This is a genomic window from Rhodanobacter sp. FW510-R10 (genome assembly GCF_058781105.1).
The window spans coordinates 279,209-297,838 of sequence record NZ_JBYSWL010000001.1; the positions used below are offsets into that span (position 1 = coordinate 279,209).

15 protein-coding genes are annotated in these 18,630 nt (G+C 66.3%); 10 read left to right on the top strand and 5 right to left on the bottom strand.

Features of this window, described 5'->3' with window-relative positions; translation table 11 throughout:
- Positions 1 to 20: 20 nt before the first annotated feature.
- Both AC3WJB_RS01040 and AC3WJB_RS01045 read left to right on the top strand, forming a co-directional pair.
- Positions 21 to 1,442, top strand: a complete 1,422-nt coding sequence (locus AC3WJB_RS01040) for an MBL fold metallo-hydrolase RNA specificity domain-containing protein (protein ID WP_492677833.1) — start codon at positions 21 to 23, stop codon at positions 1,440 to 1,442.
- Entirely contained in the window at positions 1,439 to 2,293 is an 855-nt protein-coding gene (locus AC3WJB_RS01045) for an LOG family protein (protein ID WP_492677835.1), read from the top strand. The genes AC3WJB_RS01040 and AC3WJB_RS01045 overlap by 4 nt, the downstream gene beginning before the upstream one ends.
- Before the next feature lie 54 nt (positions 2,294 to 2,347).
- On the opposite strand, the gene AC3WJB_RS01050 is transcribed toward AC3WJB_RS01045, so the two are convergent.
- The 4 genes from AC3WJB_RS01050 to AC3WJB_RS01065 are packed head-to-tail and all read right to left on the bottom strand — an operon-like array spanning position 2,348 to position 5,306.
- Positions 2,348 to 3,730, bottom strand: coding sequence for an ATP-binding protein (locus tag AC3WJB_RS01050; RefSeq protein WP_492677837.1), 1,383 nt, complete (start codon positions 3,728 to 3,730; stop codon positions 2,348 to 2,350).
- The gene (locus AC3WJB_RS01055) at positions 3,727 to 4,401 is read right to left on the bottom strand and encodes a winged helix-turn-helix domain-containing protein (RefSeq protein ID WP_492677839.1); all 675 of its coding nucleotides are present in this window, start codon (positions 4,399 to 4,401) and stop codon (positions 3,727 to 3,729) included. Before AC3WJB_RS01055 ends, AC3WJB_RS01050 begins: the two co-directional genes overlap by 4 nt.
- Positions 4,402 to 4,454: 53 nt before the next feature.
- Positions 4,455 to 4,997, bottom strand: coding sequence for a cytochrome b/b6 domain-containing protein (locus tag AC3WJB_RS01060; RefSeq protein ID WP_492677841.1), 543 nt, complete (start codon positions 4,995 to 4,997; stop codon positions 4,455 to 4,457).
- A gap of 36 nt (positions 4,998 to 5,033) precedes the next feature.
- Positions 5,034 to 5,306, bottom strand: coding sequence for a PepSY domain-containing protein (locus AC3WJB_RS01065; protein WP_492677843.1), 273 nt, complete (start codon positions 5,304 to 5,306; stop codon positions 5,034 to 5,036).
- A 242-nt stretch (positions 5,307 to 5,548) separates the two neighbouring features.
- On the opposite strand from AC3WJB_RS01065, the gene AC3WJB_RS01070 reads away from it, so the two are divergent.
- Positions 5,549 to 7,924 (top strand): phosphoketolase family protein, encoded by a 2,376-nt coding sequence (locus tag AC3WJB_RS01070; RefSeq protein ID WP_492677845.1) that lies wholly within the window; start codon positions 5,549 to 5,551, stop codon positions 7,922 to 7,924.
- Positions 7,925 to 7,946: 22 nt separating this feature from the next.
- Here AC3WJB_RS01070 and mgtA read toward each other — a convergent pair whose 3' ends face one another.
- Positions 7,947 to 10,688, bottom strand: coding sequence for a magnesium-translocating P-type ATPase (mgtA, locus tag AC3WJB_RS01075; RefSeq protein WP_492677847.1), 2,742 nt, complete (start codon positions 10,686 to 10,688; stop codon positions 7,947 to 7,949).
- A gap of 309 nt (positions 10,689 to 10,997) precedes the next feature.
- Here mgtA and AC3WJB_RS01080 point away from each other — a divergent pair, with 309 nt between their 5' ends.
- The 7 genes from AC3WJB_RS01080 to AC3WJB_RS01110 all read left to right on the top strand — a co-directional run bounded on the left by AC3WJB_RS01080 (position 10,998) and on the right by AC3WJB_RS01110 (position 18,534).
- Positions 10,998 to 11,435, top strand: a complete 438-nt coding sequence (locus AC3WJB_RS01080) for a universal stress protein (protein ID WP_492677849.1) — start codon at positions 10,998 to 11,000, stop codon at positions 11,433 to 11,435.
- A gap of 107 nt (positions 11,436 to 11,542) precedes the next feature.
- Positions 11,543 to 12,934 carry an MBL fold metallo-hydrolase gene (locus AC3WJB_RS01085; protein ID WP_492677851.1) on the top strand — a complete coding sequence of 464 codons (1,392 nt, stop codon included), beginning with the start codon at positions 11,543 to 11,545 and terminating at the stop codon, positions 12,932 to 12,934.
- Between the two features lie 231 nt (positions 12,935 to 13,165).
- Positions 13,166 to 14,551: a hypothetical protein gene (locus tag AC3WJB_RS01090; RefSeq protein WP_492677853.1), complete on the top strand. Its 1,386-nt coding sequence runs from the start codon at positions 13,166 to 13,168 to the stop codon at positions 14,549 to 14,551.
- Positions 14,552 to 14,573: 22 nt separating this feature from the next.
- Positions 14,574 to 15,137 (top strand): peptidase associated/transthyretin-like domain-containing protein, encoded by a 564-nt coding sequence (locus tag AC3WJB_RS01095; RefSeq protein WP_492677855.1) that lies wholly within the window; start codon positions 14,574 to 14,576, stop codon positions 15,135 to 15,137.
- A gap of 447 nt (positions 15,138 to 15,584) precedes the next feature.
- Positions 15,585 to 15,854 carry a hypothetical protein gene (locus AC3WJB_RS01100; RefSeq protein ID WP_492677857.1) on the top strand — a complete coding sequence of 90 codons (270 nt, stop codon included), beginning with the start codon at positions 15,585 to 15,587 and terminating at the stop codon, positions 15,852 to 15,854.
- Positions 15,851 to 16,840, top strand: a complete 990-nt coding sequence (locus AC3WJB_RS01105; RefSeq protein ID WP_492677859.1) for a c-type cytochrome — start codon at positions 15,851 to 15,853, stop codon at positions 16,838 to 16,840. The genes AC3WJB_RS01100 and AC3WJB_RS01105 overlap by 4 nt, the downstream gene beginning before the upstream one ends.
- A complete protein-coding gene (locus AC3WJB_RS01110; protein ID WP_492677861.1) occupies positions 16,840 to 18,534 on the top strand; it encodes a cbb3-type cytochrome c oxidase subunit I in 1,695 nt (564 codons plus the stop codon). The genes AC3WJB_RS01105 and AC3WJB_RS01110 overlap by 1 nt, the downstream gene beginning before the upstream one ends.
- The last annotated feature ends 96 nt before the right edge of the window (positions 18,535 to 18,630 follow it).

An 18,630-nucleotide genomic window follows, 5' to 3' on the forward strand; every position in this document is an offset into this window, starting at 1 on the left:
GAACCCGGAGAAACGCCTCCATGCAGATCACCTTTCTCGGTGCCGCCGGCGAAGTCACCGGCTCATGCTTCCTGGTGGAAACCGCCACGACGAGTTTCGTGGTCGACTGCGGCATGTTCCAGGGCGGACGCGACGCGGCCCAGCGCAACCGGCGGCCGTTCGGCTTCGACCCCTCGGCGCTCGACTTCGTGCTGCTCACGCATGCGCACATCGACCACAGCGGCCTGCTGCCCAAGCTGACGCGCGCCGGTTTTCGCGGCGCGATCCACACCACCGCCGCCAGCGCCGACCTGCTGCAGGTGATGCTGCCGGACAGCGCCCACATCCAGGAGACGGAGGCGCAGCGCGCACGGCGCGGCGCGGCCAGATCGCGCGACGACCATGCCGCAGCCACGCCGCTGTACACCTTGCGCGACGCCGACGCCTGCCTGCGCCAGCTGCAGCCCCACGGCTACGGGCGCGAGTTGCAGCCGCACGCGGACGTCCGCTGCCGCTTCCGCGACGCCGGCCACATCCTGGGTTCGGCGATCCTCGAGGTCTGGGTGAGCGAAGGCGAGCGAACCACCAAGCTGGTGTTCAGCGGCGATCTCGGCCAACCCGGCCGGGCGATCCTGCGCGACCCGACGCCGATCGCCGAAGCGGACATCCTGTTCGTCGAATCGACCTACGGCGACCGCCTGCACAAGGACCTTGCCGCCACCCAGGACGAGCTGGTCGCGGTAGTCGAGCGCACCCTGGCTCGCGGCAACGTGATCGTGCCGGCCTTCGCGGTAGGCCGCACCCAGGAGGTGCTGTACCACCTGCACCGGCTGAGCCACGAAGGAAGGCTGCGCAACCTGCGCATCTTCGTCGACTCGCCGATGGCCGCCGCGGCTACCCGCATCACGCAGCGGCACCTGGACCTGTTCGACGAGAACGCCACCCGCCTCGCCCACTGGCATGCGCTCGGCAGGGACGCGCCCCATCTCGTCTTCACCGCCAGCGTGGAGGAATCCATCGCGCTCAACCAGATCCGCTCCGGCGCCATCATCATCTCCGCCAGCGGCATGTGCACCGCCGGCCGCATCAGGCACCACCTGCGGCACAACCTCGGGCGGCCCGAATGCAGCGTGCTGATCACCGGCTTCCAGGCCCAGGGCACGCTGGGCCGGCGGCTGGTGGATGGCGCCAGCCAGGTGCGCATCTTCGGCGAGGAAATCCCGGTGCACGCCGCGATCCACACCGTCGGCGGCTTGTCCGCGCATGCCGACCGGAAGGCGCTGCTGGAGTGGACCGCCGGCTTCGCGCGGCCGCCGGCGCAGACCTTCGTGGTGCATGGCGAAGCGACGGCGGCGCAAGCATTGGCCAGCGGGCTGCGCGCGCGCCCCGGCTGGAACGTGAGCGTTCCGGCGGCCGGCCAGCAGGTGCAGTGGCATGGCGTCAGCAGCGGAGTCCCGGCATGAACGGCAGCGACGAGAGCAAGCGGCGGCAGGAGGCGATCATGCATGGCGACGCCTACCGGCTGGCACAGGAAGACATCGCGTTCCTCGCCAGCGACGAACTGCGCGGCGTGCGCCTGCAGCTGGAACTGCTCAAACCCGAGATCGCGCTGCATGAACATGCCATCCGTTCCACCGTGGTGGTGCTCGGCAGCGCGCGAACCTGCGCACCGGAGCAGGCGCAGGCCGACATAGTGCGACTGGCGGCGCACGCGCGGGCCCATCCGGAACAGCCGGAGCTGGCACGCGAACTCGCCGCGGCGCGGCGCCGACTGGACAACGCCCGCTACTATGAGGAAGCGCGCCGCTTCGCGGAGATCGTCTCGTGCCGCTTCCAGCGCGAGGGGCGCCGCGATTTCGTCGTGGTGACCGGCGGCGGCCCAGGCATCATGGAAGCCGCCAATCGCGGCGCCCATGAGGTGGGCGCGCGCTCGATCGGGCTCAACATCACGCTGCCGCGCGCACAGCAGCCCAACAGCTGGATCACCCCGGAGCTGGCCTTCCGCTTCCATTATTTCGCCGTGCGCAAGATGCATTTCATGATGCGCGCCAAGGCGCTCGTCGCCTTTCCCGGCGGCTTCGGTACGCTGGACGAATTGTTCGAGGTGCTGACCCTGGTGCAGACCGGCAAGATGCCGCGCCTGCCGATCGTGCTGGTCGGCAGCGCGTTCTGGCGCCGCGCCTGCGACCTCGGGTTCCTGCTCGAGCAGGGCATGCTCGATGCCCAAGACGTCGAGCTGGTCAGCGTGGTCGATGACGCCGAACAAGCTGTGGCCGCCATCCATGCGTTCTACGGCGGCGAACCGCCGGCCTGAGGGCCGGTCCCGGTTGCTCGCGCATCGCCGGCCGGTAGCACCAGACGGCGTGGCCTACAGGTGACCGGGCACGTTCGGTGCCGCATCGGTCGCCGCGCGCGGCAAGCTGAAGCTCACGCGCGCACCGCCCAGCGTGGAACGGCCGAAGGCCAGCTCGCCGTGATGCAGGCGGGCAATCGCCTGCGCAATCGACAGGCCCAGCCCGCTGCCTTCGCCCACGCTGCCTTCGGGGCGGTGGAAGCGCTCGCCCAGCCGCGCCACGTCGGCCGCCGCGATGCCGCTGCCGTTGTCGTTGACCTCCAGCATCACCTGTTCGTCGTGGCCGCCGACGCGTACGTTCACCGCGCCATGCTCGGGCGCGTGGCGCAGCGCGTTGTCCAGCAGGTTCTGCACCAGGATGCCGAGCAGGCTGCGGCTGCCCAGCACGAAGTCGTTGCCGTCATGGTCCAGCGACAGCTCGATGGAACGCGCCGCCGCGCGTTCGCTGACGTCGCGCAGGGCCGCTTCGACCACGCCCGCCAGGCGCAATGGGCCGGCGTCATCCAGCTCGGCCAACTTCTCGACCCGCGCCAACAGCAGCAGTTGGGTCACCAGCCGCTGCATGCGGTCCAGCGCATCCTGCGCGCGCTGCAAATGCCGCGCGCGCTCGGCAGCGTCATCGCCGCGTCCGGCGAGATCCAGCTCCAGCCGCAGCGCCGCCAGCGGATGGCGCAGTTCGTGCGCGGCGTCGGCGGTGAAGCGGCGCTCGTGCTCCAGGCTGAGCCGCAGGCGGTCGACGAGCTTGTCGATCGCCTCGGTGAACGGCGCCAGCTCGGCCGGCACCCGCGCGTCGGTGAGCGAGGCGGCCGCCGGGTCGGCGCCAGCGGACAGGCTGCGCGCCAGCTGACGCAGCGGTTTCAGCCCGCTGCGCAAGCCGGCAAACACGGTCGGCGGCACCAGCACCAGCAGCGCCAGCAGGGCCAGCAGCGCCGGCGCCAGCAGCTTGCGCAGCAGTTCGTCGCGTTCGTCCAACGGTGCGCCAACCTGGATCCAGTACCGGTGGTGCGCGTCCCAGCGCTGGAACACTCGCCAGCGCCGCCCGTCGTGGACGATGGAATGGAGGGGTGCGTCGCGCGGATCGAAGCGCAGCGGCGGCAGCTCGACGCTCTCGACGCGCAGCTCGCCGCGCGCATCGCGCAGCACGATGGCCGGGCGCTGGGCGCTGTCATCGGAGTCGACCAGCTGCTTGTCCGGCAGGCGCACCGCGCCGACGCCGGCCGTGTCCTCCGGCATCACCGCGAACACGCTGGCGGCGGTGCGTACGAGCATCTGGTCGAAGATCTCGTCGACCTCGTGCAGGCTGCGCCAGGCCAACCAGCCGGCGGCGGCACACCATACCAGCACGATGCCAGCCACCAGCCGCAGCACCAGCCGCCGGTTGAGCGAGGGGCGGATCACGCGGCCGGCCCGCCGGGCCGGTTGATGGCGTAACCAATGCCGCGCAGGGTGCGGATCCAACCCGGTCCGAGCTTGTGGCGCAGGTGGTGGATGTGTACCTCCACTGCGTTGCTGGCAACTTCCTGGTCCCAGCCATACAGGGCTTCCTCCAACTGGTCGCGCGAATAGGCGCGGCCGGGGTGGCGCACCAGTGTTTCCAGCAGTTGGTACTCGCGGGCGGTGAGCTCCAGCGCGGCACCATCCAGCGTGGCCACGCGTGCCGCCGGACTGACCTCGAGCCCACCCACGCGGATCGCCGGCTCGACCTGTCCATCGGCACGCCGCAACAGCGCACGCAAGCGGGCGGCCAATTCATCCAGGTGCACCGGCTTGACCACGTAATCATCGGCGCCGGCATCCAGTCCGGCCACGCGATCGGAGAGGCCGTCACGCGCGGTCAGCAACAACACGGGCGTGGCATCCTGACGGCGGCGCATGCCGGCGATGATCGCCGGACCAGTGCTGCGTGGCAGGTTCCAGTCCAGCACGGCGGCGGCGTAGGTCGTGTCGGCCAGTGTGGCGGCGGCCTGGTTGCCGTCGGTGATCCAGTCCACCGCATAGCCAAGGTGGCGCAGGCCGTCGGCCAGCGCCTGCCCCAGTGCCAGATCATCCTCGGCCAACAGAATGCGCATGACTCACTGTACCCGTCGTCACTGCCCAGGCCTTGATCGAACGCAACTCTGCCTCAATCGTGGTCGGTATCGCCCTCGTCCAGCGCGCGCTTGCGACCATGGATCATCGCGGCAATCAGGTTCTCGCCGTAATGGACGCTTTCGCCCACCGCGGCAAGCACATGGCCACCGACCAGGACCAGCACGCCATACGCCAACACTTCGTGCAGGTCCTGCAGCCACATGACCCCGAAGAAGCGGTCGGTGGTCTGCAACCAGCCGGTGACACCGGTAGCGAACACCCCGGTGAGCAGCGCCAGGATCATCGCCGCCGCACCGGGGTTGTGGCCAAGCTGGCGCCGGGAGCGGCCAGCCAGCCGGGCACGCAGATAAGCCCGCGTGGCACGTGGGCCACGCACCCAGTCGCGGAAACGGGCATGGCGGGTACCGATCCAGCCCCAGACAAAACGCACCGCGAGCAGTGCGAGGATGGTGTAGCCAAACCAGATGTGCAGTGTCTCGCCGCCCTCGGTGAAAAAGTTGGCGAAGAACAAGCCAGCCAGCGACCAGTGAAACACGCGGACCAGCGGATCCCAGATCTTGATCATCGTCGACATGGCTTGTTCCTCGCCCAGGTGGACACAGCTCGCGGGTCAACCGCCCTTTTGCTTCACGATGTGGCCATCAGTCGGATCGAAATAGATCTCGACGTTCTTGCCGGCCTTGTCCTTGCCGTAGATCTCGTAGCAGTTGCCGGTGACCTGGAACACCTTGATGGTGTAGCCCTGGTCGAGGACTTTCTGCTTCATGGCCGCTTCGGCCAGCCACTGCGCGCGCGGCGCCGTGGTGCACTGCGGGGCAGCTGTGGCAGCCACCGACAACAACGCGGCGGCCAGGAACAACGGTGCAGTGATGAGGTGTTTCATGGTGCTTCTCCGGTCTCGGCAGGATTGCCTTGGGGGCCATTGCAACCGGCGTGGCTTATGCGAGTCTTAAGGCCGTGCGGTGGTACCCGGCTTGCGTTCAGCGTGCCCGGACCCGGATTCAAGCGAGGCCTGGGCCAGGACTTGGTCATCGCCCCGTACGCGAGCATGCTGGCGCGGACGGACCGATGCTTGAAAGCTGGGGTCCGCTGCACGGGTCAGCACCTGCCCCGGAGGTGGTTCCGATGAACACGGCACCTTGCTCTTCCCAACCGCTTGCACCACGCGAACTGCAAACCATCGATGCCTGGTGGCGTGCGGCGAACTATCTGTCGGTGGGCCAGATCTACCTGCTCGACAATCCACTGCTCACCGAGCCGCTCACGGCAGCGCACATCAAGCCGCGGCTGCTTGGCCACTGGGGTACGACGCCGGGGCTGAACTTCATCTACGTGCATCTCAATCGCGTGATCAAGAAGCACGATCTCGACGCGATCTTCGTGGTCGGCCCTGGGCACGGCGGGCCGTCGCCCGTGGCCAATGCGTGGCTGGAAGGCACCTACAGCGAAATCTACCCCCGGGTATCGCAGGACACGGCAGGGATGCGGCGCCTGTTCCGGCAGTTCTCGTTTCCCGGTGGCATTCCCAGCCACGTCGCCGCGGAGACACCCGGATCGATCCACGAAGGCGGCGAACTCGGCTATGCGCTGGCGCATGCGTTCGGTGCCGCCTTCGACAATCCTGACCTGCTGGTCGCCTGCGTCGTTGGCGACGGCGAGGCCGAGACCGGGGCGCTCGCCACCGCCTGGCATTCCAACAAGTTCCTCAATCCGGTCCACGATGGCGCGGTGCTGCCGATCCTGCATCTGAACGGCTACAAGATCGCCGGCCCCACGGTGCTGGCGCGCATCCCGCACGGGGAACTCGATTCCCTGCTACGCGGCTACGGCTATGTGCCGCATTTCGTCGAAGGTGACGATCCGGGCCCGCTGCATCAGCGCATGGCCACCGTCATGGACGAGGTCATGGCGGAGATTCGGCTGATCCAGCGGACCGCGCGCGCCGGGGGCGCGAGCGGGTACCCGCGCTGGCCACTGATCGTGCTGCGCTCGCCCAAGGGCTGGACCGGGCCGAAAGAGGTCGACGGGCAGCGCATCGAGGGCACGTTCCGCGCCCACCAGGTGCCGATGGGCGACATGGACCGACCGGAACACGTGCGCATCCTGGAAAACTGGATGCAGAGCTACCGGCCACGGGAACTGTTTGATGCGACGGGACGCCCGCGGCCGGAGATCGCGGCGCTGGCGCCGGGCGGGCAGCGGCGCATGAGCGCCAATCCGCATGCCAACGGCGGCCTCTTGCTGGAGCCCTTGCAGTTGCCCGACTTTCGCAGCTACGCCGTCGACGTACCGACGCCGGGCGCCACCACGGCCGAGGCGACCCGCGCGCAGGGCCAGTTCATCCGCGACGTGCTCAAACAGAACCCGCACAACTTCCTGGTCTTCAGTCCGGACGAAACCAACTCCAACCGCTGGAACGCGGTGTTCGAGGTGACCGCTCGCCGCTCGCTGGCGCGGATCCTGCCTGAGGACGAGCACATCGCAGCCGACGGCCGGATCATGGAGATGCTCAGCGAGCACCAGTGCGAGGGTTGGCTCGAAGGCTACCTGCTGACCGGACGGCACGGCTTTTTCTCCTGCTACGAGGCGTTCATCCACATCGTCGATTCGATGTTCAACCAGCATGCGAAATGGCTGAAGGTATCCGGGGAGATTCCATGGCGTCGCCCGATCGCCTCGCTCAACTACCTCCTGAGCTCGCACGTCTGGCGCCAGGACCATAACGGTTTCAGCCACCAGGATCCGGGCTTCATCGATCACGTGGCGAACAAGAAGGCCAGCATCATCCGCGCGTACCTGCCGCCGGATGCCAACACGCTGCTCTCGGTGACCGACCATTGCCTGCGCAGTCGCAACTACGTCAACGTCATCATCGCCGGCAAACAAACCTCGCCGCAGTGGCTGGACATGGACGCCGCGGCGGCACATTGCGCCGCGGGCCTGGGCGTGTGGTCCTGGGCCGGCAGCAACGACGGGGCGGAACCCGACGTCGTGCTGGCGTGCTGCGGCGACGTGCCTACCCTGGAAACGATGGCGGCCGAAGAGCTGCTGCGCCAGCACCTGCCCCAATTGCGCGTGCGTGTCGTGAACGTGGTCAACCTGATGAAACTGCAGCCGCCCAGCCAGCACCCGCGCGGGCTGGACGACGCCAGCTTCGATGCGATGTTCACGGTCGACCGGCCGGTGATCTTCGCTTATCACGGCTATCCCAGCTTGATCCACCGGCTCGTCTATCGGCGTACCAACCACGACAATTTCCATGTCCATGGCTACCAGGAGGAAGGGACGACCACCACCCCATTCGACATGACGGTGCGCAACGGCCTCGATCGCTACCACCTGGTGCTGAATGCGATCGACCGCGTCCCAGGGCTCGCAGCGGCGCCGCGCGTGCGCTTCGCAATGACGCAAAAGCTCGCGGCGCATGCGCAATACATCGTGGAGCACGGTGAGGACCTGCCTGAAATCCGCCACTGGCAGTGGCAGCCGCGCACCGCCTGATTTTTGCCCCTGCCGGTGGCCGTCAATTCCAGCCATAGCGCCGGACGTAGTAGCGCTTCATCAGCGACGTCAGCGCGACATAGCCGGCCAGGATGCCGGCCAACCACACGAAATACGGCCACGGCAGCGCCTGCAATTTGAAATAGGCGGCCAGCGGCCCCATCGGCAAGAAGACGCCGATTGCCATGACCAGCAGGGTCGCGCCGAGCAGGGGCCACGCTGGACGGCTCTCGACAAAGGGCAGTTTGGGCGTGCGAATCATATGCACGATCAGCGTTTGCGTGAGCAAGCCGACGATGAACCAGCCGGACTGGAACAGCGCCTGCCCCGCGACCGAATCCGCCTTGAACACGAACCACATCACGGCAAACGTGACCAGGTCGAAAACCGAGCTGAGCGGACCAAAGAACAGCATGAAGCGACCGATCCCGTCCGGATTCCATCGCAAAGGCTGGCTGACCAGTTCGCTGTCCACCTGGTCGAACGGGATCGCGACCTGCGAGCCGTCATAAAGCAGGTTCTGGGTCAACAGCTGTAGCGGCAGCATGGGGAGGAATGGCAGCAGCACGCTCGCCACCAGCACGGAAAACACGTTGCCGAAGTTCGAGCTGGCCGCCATGCGGATGTACTTGAGCATGTTGCCGAAGGCCTTGCGGCCCTCGATCACGCCCTGCTCCAGCACCATCAGGCTGCGATCGAGCAGGATGATGTCAGCCGCCTCCCTGGCGATGTCCACGGCGTTGTTGACCGAGATGCCGATATCGGCCGCACGCAACGCCGGGGCATCATTGATGCCGTCGCCCATGAAGCCAACCACGTGGCCGTTGGCGCGCAGGCTGTGGACGATGCGTTCCTTGTTGAGCGGGGAGAGCTTGGCGAACACCGTATGCCGCTCGACGGCATCCGCCAGGGCCTGGTCGTCCATGGCGTCGATCTGCGCCCCAAGCACCAGCGCATCGGCCGCCAGTCCGACCCGGCGACAGATCGCCGCGGTCACCAGTTCGTTGTCCCCGGTAAGCACCTTGACGGCAACACCATGGGCCGCCAGCGCCGCTAGGCCGGGTGAGGCCGACTCCTTGGGTGGATCGAGGAACGCGATATAGCCGATCAAGGTCAACGCCGACTCGTCCGCCTTGGCATAAACGCGTTGTTCGGGCGGCAACTCCTTCATGGCCACGGCCACGACACGCAGGCCTTCCTGGTTCAGACGCCGGGTGACCCCATGCAGGCGCTCCCGCACCTCGGCGTCGAGCGGGTAGACACGTTCGCGGTCACGTACCTGGGTACACACGGCGAGCACCTCCTCCACCGCGCCCTTGCAGATCAGCTCGTGGTGATGGGCACGCTCGGCCACCACCACCGACATGCGCCGTCGTTCGAAATCAAACGGAATCTCGTCGACCTTGGCGTAGTTGCGCGCCAGATCCAGCTGGGTCCGCACCTCCACACGCTCGAGCACTGCCCGGTCGAGCAGGTTCTTGAGCCCGGTCTGGTAGTAGCTGTTGAGGAAGGCAAAACCCAGCACCTCGTCGGATTCATCGCCGGCGACATCGGTGTGCCGGGCAAGCGCAATCTGGTCCTGGGTCAAGGTGCCGGTCTTGTCGGTGCACAGCACGTTCATCGCGCCAAAGCTCTGGATCGCATCGAGGCGCTTGACGATCACCTGCTGGCGCGACAACAGCACGGCACCCCGCGCCAGGGTCGTGGTGACGATCATCGGCAGCATCTCGGGCGTCAGGCCGACGGCCACCGCCAAGGCAAACAGGAAGGCCTGTGGCCAGTCGTCCTTGGTGATGCCGTTGATCAGCAGCACCAGCGGCACCATGACCAGCGCAAAGCGAATCAGTAGCCAGCTGACCTTGTTGACGCCAATCTGCAGGGCATCGGCTCCCGGGTGCGCGTCGGCGTGCATCGCCCGCGTCGCCAGGGTGCCGAAGTAGGTGTCATTGCCTGTCGCAAGCACCACGGCGCTGGCCGCACCGGAAATGATATTGGTGCCCATGAACACCAGATTGTCCATCTCCAGCGCCGACGCCGATGCGCTGCCGGCATCGGCAAACTTCTCGACCGGCAACGCCTCGCCGGTCATCGCCGACTGGGCGAGGAAGAGATCCGTTGCCGTCATGAGCCGGCAGTCGGCGGGAATCATGTCACCGGCCGACAGCAGCACGATGTCGCCCGGTACCAGTTGCTGGATTGGAATCTCGACCGTGACGCCCGGGTCGCCGGTATCGGCAGCATCCTGCGCGCCACCTGCCGCGGCCGGCCTCCTCACGCTCGCCGTGTTGCCAACCTGCTCCTTGAGCGCCAGCGCAGCCTTGCTGGACCGCCGCTCCTGGACAAAACGGATCAGCGTGGCCAGCAGCACCATGCATCCGATCACGGCAGCCCCTTGGCGGTCGCGGGTGGCAAGGGATACCACGGCGAGCAAGCTGAGCAACAAGTTGAACGGGGTGTCGTAGCTCAACCACAGTTGCCGGCGCCAGGACAGGGGGCGCTCGTGCTCGACTTCATTGGGTCCGTGCAGCGCGCGCAATGCCTCGGCTTGCGCCGCACTGAGCCCCCGTGCCGAAGTGCCCAACTGCGCCAGCAGGCTGGGTAAATCGCGCTGCGCCTGGTCGACCAGGCGGCGATTGAGGTGGTCGGACAGGCGGGCCGTGCGCCGCCGTCGCGTCAGCAACTCGACAAGCGCCGGGCGGCGAAACAGTTTGCGGCTTCGCCGCGAGCTGAGGAAGCGGTCGAAATACTGGTTGAAACCGATCATGCCGGCATCGCCTCCCGTCACTCGCTGCAAGCCACGCGCCCCATCCACGACGGGTCGATCCGGGCCTCATCCGGCGGCGCCCATACAGGACGCCCGCGGCGGCGGCATACGCACAGGGGATTCCAGTCACCCGGCCTGCCGTGCACTCGTGCCGCGGACACCATGGCAGTTCCTGCCACCCCGCTGCTTGATCCGCATCATATGGGCTGCCCGCCGGACCACCTACGCTGCGGGCGCCCTCGATCTCCCTGGCGCGGGACCACCGGGTGGCAACAAACGAATGGGCGCCCACACTGACGGAGACGATCCATGTACCAGCATATCCTGCTACCGATCGACGGCTCGGAAATCTCCCTGCGCGCGGCCGATGCCGGCATCGCCTTGGCCGCCCGCCTGGGCGCCCGGGTACACGCGCTGCACGTCGTGGCGCAAATGCCCCCGGTGCCGTTCCTCTACGACGTGATCGCGGCCAGCAACCTGAGCTACGAGAACGTCGCCCGGGACGCCGGAAATCACTTCCTGGCCGAAGTTTGCGAACGTGCGAAGGTCGCCGGCGTGCCCTGCCAAAGCAGCCTGGAACCCAATAGCGCGCCACCACGCGCGATCGTGGCCAAGGCTCGCGCGCTGGGCTGCGACCTGATCGTGATGGGCTGCAACGGCTGGCGCGGGCTGGACCGCCTGCTGCTGGGCAGCGCGACCCAATACGTGATCGTGCACAGCGAAGTGCCGGTACTGGTGGAACACTAGGGCGGTGGAAGCCGCCCGGGCTTGCCGCCCAAGCTCCCCGCTTGCTGGCATGATGCCTGTGACCGGTCGACTGTGATCGGGATACGCAAGCACAGGCGACGCCGTCGATGATCATCTACAGCTGCCACGGGGCCGCCAAACAAGTCACCGGATCCTGCCACCTGGTCACCTGCAATGATCGACGCGTGCTGGTCGACTGCGGGATGTTCCAGGGCAGCGATGAGGTCGAGCAGGCGAATGCCGAACCGTTCGGCTTCGACCCGGCCAGCATCGATGCGCTGCTCCTGACCCATGCGCACCTGGACCACTGCGGGCGCATCCCGCTGCTGGTGCGGCGGGGTTTTCGCGGCCGCATCATTACCACCGCCGCCACGCGCGAATTGGCCCGCGTGGTGCTGCTCGATGCGGCCAGCCTCCAGGAAGAGGATGCGCGCCGGGCGCAACGCAACAACCATCGCGAAGCAGTGCCCGCACCACCGCTGTACACCATCGATGACGCGCTGCATGCGCTGGATTTTTTCGCCACGGATGTCGGCTATGACGAAAACGTGGCTGTCACCGAGGGCATCAGCGCGCGTTTTCTGGACGCCGGCCACATCCTCGGCTCCGCCTCGGTCCTGCTGCAACTCGACGACGGCAAGCAGCCGCGCAGCATGCTGTTCTCCGGCGACCTGGGCAATCCGGGCCGGCCGATCCTGCGCGACCCGACCCCGGCGCCCGCCACCGACTACGTGGTGATCGAGAGCACCTACGGCGACCGCCCGCACCGCTCGGTGCCCGACTCCGTGGACGAGATGTACCAGGCGATCCGCGTCACCATGGCGCGACGTGGCAACGTGGTGATCCCCACGTTCGCGCTGGAACGCGCGCAGGAAATCCTGTACTACCTGCATCGGGGCATCCGCGAGGGCACGATCCCGCAACATGTGCGCGTGTTCCTGGATTCGCCGATGGCGATCTCCGCCACCGAGATCTTCCGTCGCCATCCAGAATGCTTCGACCAGCACTTCCGCGACGAACTGCAGCATGGCGACCCGTTCGCGATGCCTGGCCTGCATTTCACCCGCGACACCGCCGAGTCCATGGTCATCAACAGCATCGACAACGGCGCCATCATTTTGGCCGGCTCGGGGATGTGCAACGGCGGCCGCGTACGCCATCACCTGAAGCACAACCTGTGGCGCGAACGCAGCAGCGTCGTGTTTGTCGGCTACGCAGCCGAAGGTACGCTGGCGCGGCGGATCGTGGATGGTGCCGCCAGCGTGCGCGTGTTCAGCGAGGAGATCCCGGTACGCGCACAGGTGTGGACGATCAACGGCTTTTCCGCGCACGCCGATCAGCCATCGCTGCTCGCCTGGCTGGGCGAGACACCACGGCGCAAGGTGTTCGTGGTGCACGGCGAATATGACCGTGGCATGCGCGTCATGCATGAGGTGCTCGGCGGGCGTGGCTTCCCCGCCCAACGACCCGGGCTGCACGAACCCATCAAGCTCGACTGACCCGTGGCACCTGCCCGTCGATGTGCGACGGCCGGGTACGCCGATGCGGGCAACTGCGGACTGAAGCGGCCCGGCGCCTGCCGCGTGGCCTGCCGCCAGCAGCCTCGAGATTGATCAGGATCAAATGGGCTGAACCGCGCAACCCTACAGTGGAAACCGCTACGGGAGTGACGCTGGCGCCAAGGACAGCGTCCGCCAGCGCAGTTCCAATCAGCCCGGGGGTAGCTCGCGATGAAACGGACAATCATCACCATCGTTCCCGCCCCGGCAGGCGCTCATGCCAGCCTGTTCGCGCAATCGCCCCGTATCGGCGCGATCCCCGGACGGGTGGTCAAGTTCACGCGCAGCGCCCTGCTGGTGTTGCTTGGTGCCTGGCTGGCGGTGCTGCCAGCCCAGAATGCCTCGGCGATACCCGAGTTTGCCCGCCGCTACAGCCTGACCTGTGCCGCTTGCCATTCGGCGTTCCCGCGCCTGAACAAGTTTGGCGAGCTTTTCGCCAAGAGCAACATGCGCCTGCCCAACTGGATGGAGACGGCCGATCAGCTCGGTGACGAACGACTCGCCCTGCCCGATCATGTCCCGCTCGCCATCCGCGCGCAGGCTTACGCGCAGGCCCGCCAAGGGCGGGCGATCGATCCCATCACGGGCGTGAGCCAGCACGCCGCGACAGACTTCCAGTCACCATACCTGCTCAAGGTGCTGTCCAGCGCGCCACTGAGCAAGGACATCACCTATTACTTCTACGCCATCATGGCGGAGAAAGGCGGCAACGGCGAGATCGTGGTCGAGGACGCGTGGTTTCGCCACGCGGATATCCTTGGCAGCGGCATCGGCATGATGCTCGGCCAGTTCTCGCTCTCCGACTCGATGTTTCCGCGCGAGGTCCGCCTGCCGTTCCAGGACTACGTGGTCTATCGCCTGGCTGGCATCACTTACGATCGCGGCGTGTTGTTCGATCGCGATGTCGGACCGCTCGGCATCAACCTTGGCTTCACCAACGGCAACGGCATCACCGGCAATATCAACCTCAACGGCGGCGGTTTCGCCCGCCCCGACCGGATGTTTGACAACGACAGCTCCAAGACCACGTTTGCCCACCTCGGTACCGATATTGGGCCGGTGGCCGTTGGCCTGTTCGCCGCCTCCGGCAAACAGCTTGGCGCTACGGGACCTGCCGGCATGGGCAAAAGCACACGCAATACCGACAAACGCATTATTGGCCTGGATGCGTCCGGCGATATCGGCGGTACCACGCACTGGTACGCCCAATACTTGTGGAATAGTTGGGATGGATTCCTGGACGCGGCGCCGACGCGCAACTACCGCTGGAATGGCGGGTTTGCCGGTGTCGACTGGATTCCAAATGATCGCTGGGCATTATCGGCGCTGTACAACCGCGCCACCGCGGGTGACCTGGCGCATACCGGAACCATTTACGAAGGCATCGCCATCAACAGCCTCAGCCTGACGGCGTCGTATTACTTCATGCGCAACGTCAAGGGCATTATCGAGGTCAATGTCGACTTTCTGAACAAGACCCGGCCCGTCGGTCCTTACTTCACCGGCCATCTGAGCAACGAGAATTACATCCTGTTCGGCTTTGATACCGCGTTCTGACATGCATGCCCGCCGCTCCCCGATGCGATCGTGGCCGCGCGCCGGCGCGACCGCCCTGGTGTTGTTCGCCGTCACCGCCAGCACGCATGCGCAGGCATTGCAGGTCGGCACGCTGCGCATCGAATCAGAGCCAACGGCCGCCGAGGTCGAGCTGATCGGCGGCAAGATCGGGGTCACACCGCTCACCGTCAGCGAACGCGATATTTACCCCAACAATTACCCGGACACACGCGCCGACTTGTACGGCACAGTCACCCTGCGCCGGGCCGGCTGCGAACCGCTGCGCCACCGCGTAACGTTGGACGACTTCAAACAGGACCTGCACCTGCGCCTGGACTGCGCCACGGCGGCACAGCCGGCGCCGCGGCCGGCCGCGACGCCCGCGCCGCCGGCCGCAGCGCCGGTGACAACCTCTCCGGCGGCGGCATCACCAACACGAGCGGCGGCGCCGGAAGCCCTGCCGCAGCGGCGTCTGCGCCAATTGCAAACCTTGCAGGAGTTGCTGGATGAAGGTTTGATCAGTCCGGCCGAGGAACAACGCGTGCGGCGCCGCATCCTGCAACTGGGCGCAACATCGGGCCAGTAAGCGACGCGCGGATCACGCCTCCTCGCCGCCACGACCTCCCGATCCACCAAGCGGCGGCAAGTCGTCAACGCGCGCGACGATGACGAGCCACTCCTCGCTTGCTCGCGCAGGCACGGACCAGCAGCAACTTCGCGGCCCAGTTGTCCCGGCGACGTGGCTGGCCGGGCTCGACGATGGACCCTCTGCCGCGTGCGCTGCGACGGTTTGCCGCAGCGCACGCGATCGCCCGCGTCTCGCCGCGCAACGCACCGCCAGCGCGGGCATCAGGACACGACGCCCAAACGGAAGCCCCGTGCAGGGCATCCGGAAATCTTCAACTTTTGACCTGTGTCAGGTTAACGATGTGCGCGCGCTCGTACAGTCGCCCTGCCCGAGCTGTGCGTCGGCTGCATGGGATGACGCATTCGGCCGGATTCGCGAAACGAGCCTGTCCTGGGGAGCCACGCAATGCAACGATCCATTGATCTCACGTTGTCGATAGTGGCGAGCATTGTCGCCTTTGCGCTGTCCTGGCCCTTCTGGCGCGATTTTGAATACTGGCCGGAATCCCACATGGCGTGGTGGATTTATTTCGCGGTCGGCTTTGTGCTCGCCGTCTACGTGTTTTATGTCTTCATCGGCAGCCTGCACATCCTGTTCCTGCATGACAAGCAGAACACGCCTGCCGCGAACCCGGCCGATTCCGTATCGACCACCAACCGGGGGGCCCGTCCATGAGTTGCGGATCAGGTGACAGCAGCTGCGAGATACCGCGCCGGCGCGGCGCCTTCGTCATGCTGGGCGTGATGACGGCAATCTTCGTCATCCTTTCGGTGTTCTCGTTCATGAAATCGCGGAACCAGGTGGTTCCCGACCAGATCACGTATGGCACCTATACCGCGGACCAGGGCAAGCACGTCTTCCAGGCCTACAACTGCATGGGCTGCCATACCATGGTCGGCAACGGCGCCTATCTCGGCCCGGATCTGACCGAAGAATACAAGCTGACCGGCCCGGCCTGGCTGGCGGCGTTCCTGCCTTCGGCGGGTGGCTGGCCCACGGCGGCGGCAGTGCGCACGCAGCTGGCCAATCCCGACATGCAGGCGGCGGCCGGCGTCGACACGATCGAGGCCTATCTGCAGAAATTCCCGGGCGCTGCTGCGCGCATCGAGCGCCGTGGCGGTGGCACGACCAATATGCCGAACCTGCCGTTCACGCAGGAAGAGATTGGCCAGTTGATCGCCTATCTCAAGTACACGTCTGCGATGAATACGGAAGGCTGGCCAGCCAAGATCGAGGTCAAGGCTGACTTGAGCGAGCGCCTGCGCATGGCGCATGGCCCTGGTGCCGTGCCACCTGCCGCGGCGGCGACCCCGGCAGCGGCTGCCGCGCCCAGCGCCACGGCAGCGCCGGCCGACCCGGCCGTGCTGGGCGCGCAACTGGTCAAGGACTATGGCTGCGTGGCCTGCCACTCGGCGGGCACCGAAAAGCTGGTTGGTCCAGGCTGGGGCGGCGTCTACGGATCGCAGGTCAAGCTCAGCGACGGCAGCCAGGTGCTCGCCGATGATGCCTACCTGGTCGAATCCATCCGTGAGCCGAACGCCAAGATCGTGGACGGCTATGCGGCCGGTGTCATGCCCGCCTATGCAAACTTGCTGAAGGAAGACGAGGTCAAGGCCATCGTCGCCTACATCGCCTCGCTTCACAGCCAGGAGAAGCACTGATGCAAATCCAATACAAGACCCAACGGCTGAGCCTGCGCTTCTTCATGTTGATGCTGGTGTTGTTCGGGTTCCAGGTCGTCTACGGCCTCATCCTGGCAACCCAGCAGGTGGACCCGACCTTCCTGAGCGGCGTGCTGAACTTCAACGTCGCGCGTGCCGAGCACTTGAACCTCGGCATCATGTGGATCGTGTGCGGCTTCATCGGTTCCATCCTGTTTGTCGGTCCCCTCCTTTCCAAGCGCGAGCTGGTGACGCCGTGGCTGATCAAGTTCCTGTTCTACGCGGTGATCGTCATCGTCGTGTGGAACTTCTTCACCCAGTTCCTCGCCGAACGCGGCATTGCCGGATGGTGGCTGAACCAGCCATGGCTGCAGCAGGGGCTGGAATATCTCGAGGCCGGGCGTGTCGCCGGCGTCCTGATCTTCATCGGCTTCTCCATCGTTGCCTTTGTGGTGCTGCGCACGTTCCCGCCGATGCGCCAATGGAATGAAGTGCACTGGGGCCTCGCGCTTGGCTTCACGGCGCTGATGGTGGTGTGGGTGTTTGGCTTGTTCTACGTCTCGCGCCTGGACCTGCAGGAATACTTCCGCTGGTTCGTCGTGCACTACTGGGTCGAGGGCGTGTGGGAAGTCATCCACATCAGCCTGATCGGCACGTTCCTCGTGCTGATGTTCAAGGCGGACATCAAGTCGGTCGGCTTCGCGGTGTTCTGGGGCATCACGTTGGTGTGGCTGTCCGGGCTGATCGGCAACGCGCACCACTATTTCTGGATCGGCACCCCGGAGTTCTGGCAGTTCTGGGGCTCGCTGTTCAGTGCGCTGGAGCCGTTGCCGCTGGTGTTCTGCTTCTGGCACATCTACCTGGATGCACACACCAACAAGCGCCCGCTGGAAAACGCTCCCGCCTTCTACTTCCTGCTCGGCTCGACCGTGCTGGAGCTGGTCGGGGCCGGCATCCTCGGCTTTGTCATGACCTTCGCGCTGACCAATGTCTGGTCGCACGGCACCTGGGTTACCGCCGGCCATGCCCACCTGGCGTTGTTCGGCACGTTCGGCATGCTCGGCCTGGCGGCGGCGTACTATGCCGTCCCGATCATGCGCAAGGCGCCGCACTTTGACCAGCGCCTGGGCAAGCTCGGCTTCTGGCTGGTGTTCCTCAGCGTGCTCGGCCTGGCCTTTGCGTTCTCGATCGGCGGCACGGTGCAGATCTACGTCTACCGCATCCTCGGTCTGGACTGGTACGGCGGCGACGTCTACCGCTCGATGGGCGTGTTCAAGCTGATGCTGCCGATATTCGCCATCATCTTCATGGCCGGTGCGCTGACCCTGATCTACGACCTGATCACGCTGGGGCAACGCGTGCAGGTGCCGACCGGGTTCACCGCTGGCGCCGCCGACCGCCGGGACACTGGCTGGCACCGACCGCTGACGGGTTTCGAGGCCGGAATCTGGCTGCTCGGGATGTGGGTGTTCGGCACACTCATCACGCTCGGCCTGCTCAGCTTCAACTTGCCGCGGGTGCGCGTGGAAGGCGACCCGACACTGCCCTATTTGTTGGCCGGCGTGGGCTATCCGGGATTGCTGCTGGTGACCATGCTGTTTGTCTGGCGCTTCCTCGCGTCCATGGAAGCGCGCATGGCGACAGCGGATGATCCGGTCACCGCCGACGACGCGATGGTGCCGAACCTCATCTGAGCCTCGGCACCGCGCTCCACGGTCAGGGGGGAGAGGCGGGTCGCCGGGTTCATGCGGCGGCTCGCCTCGTCATGACCATTGCGGGCACGGCACGCG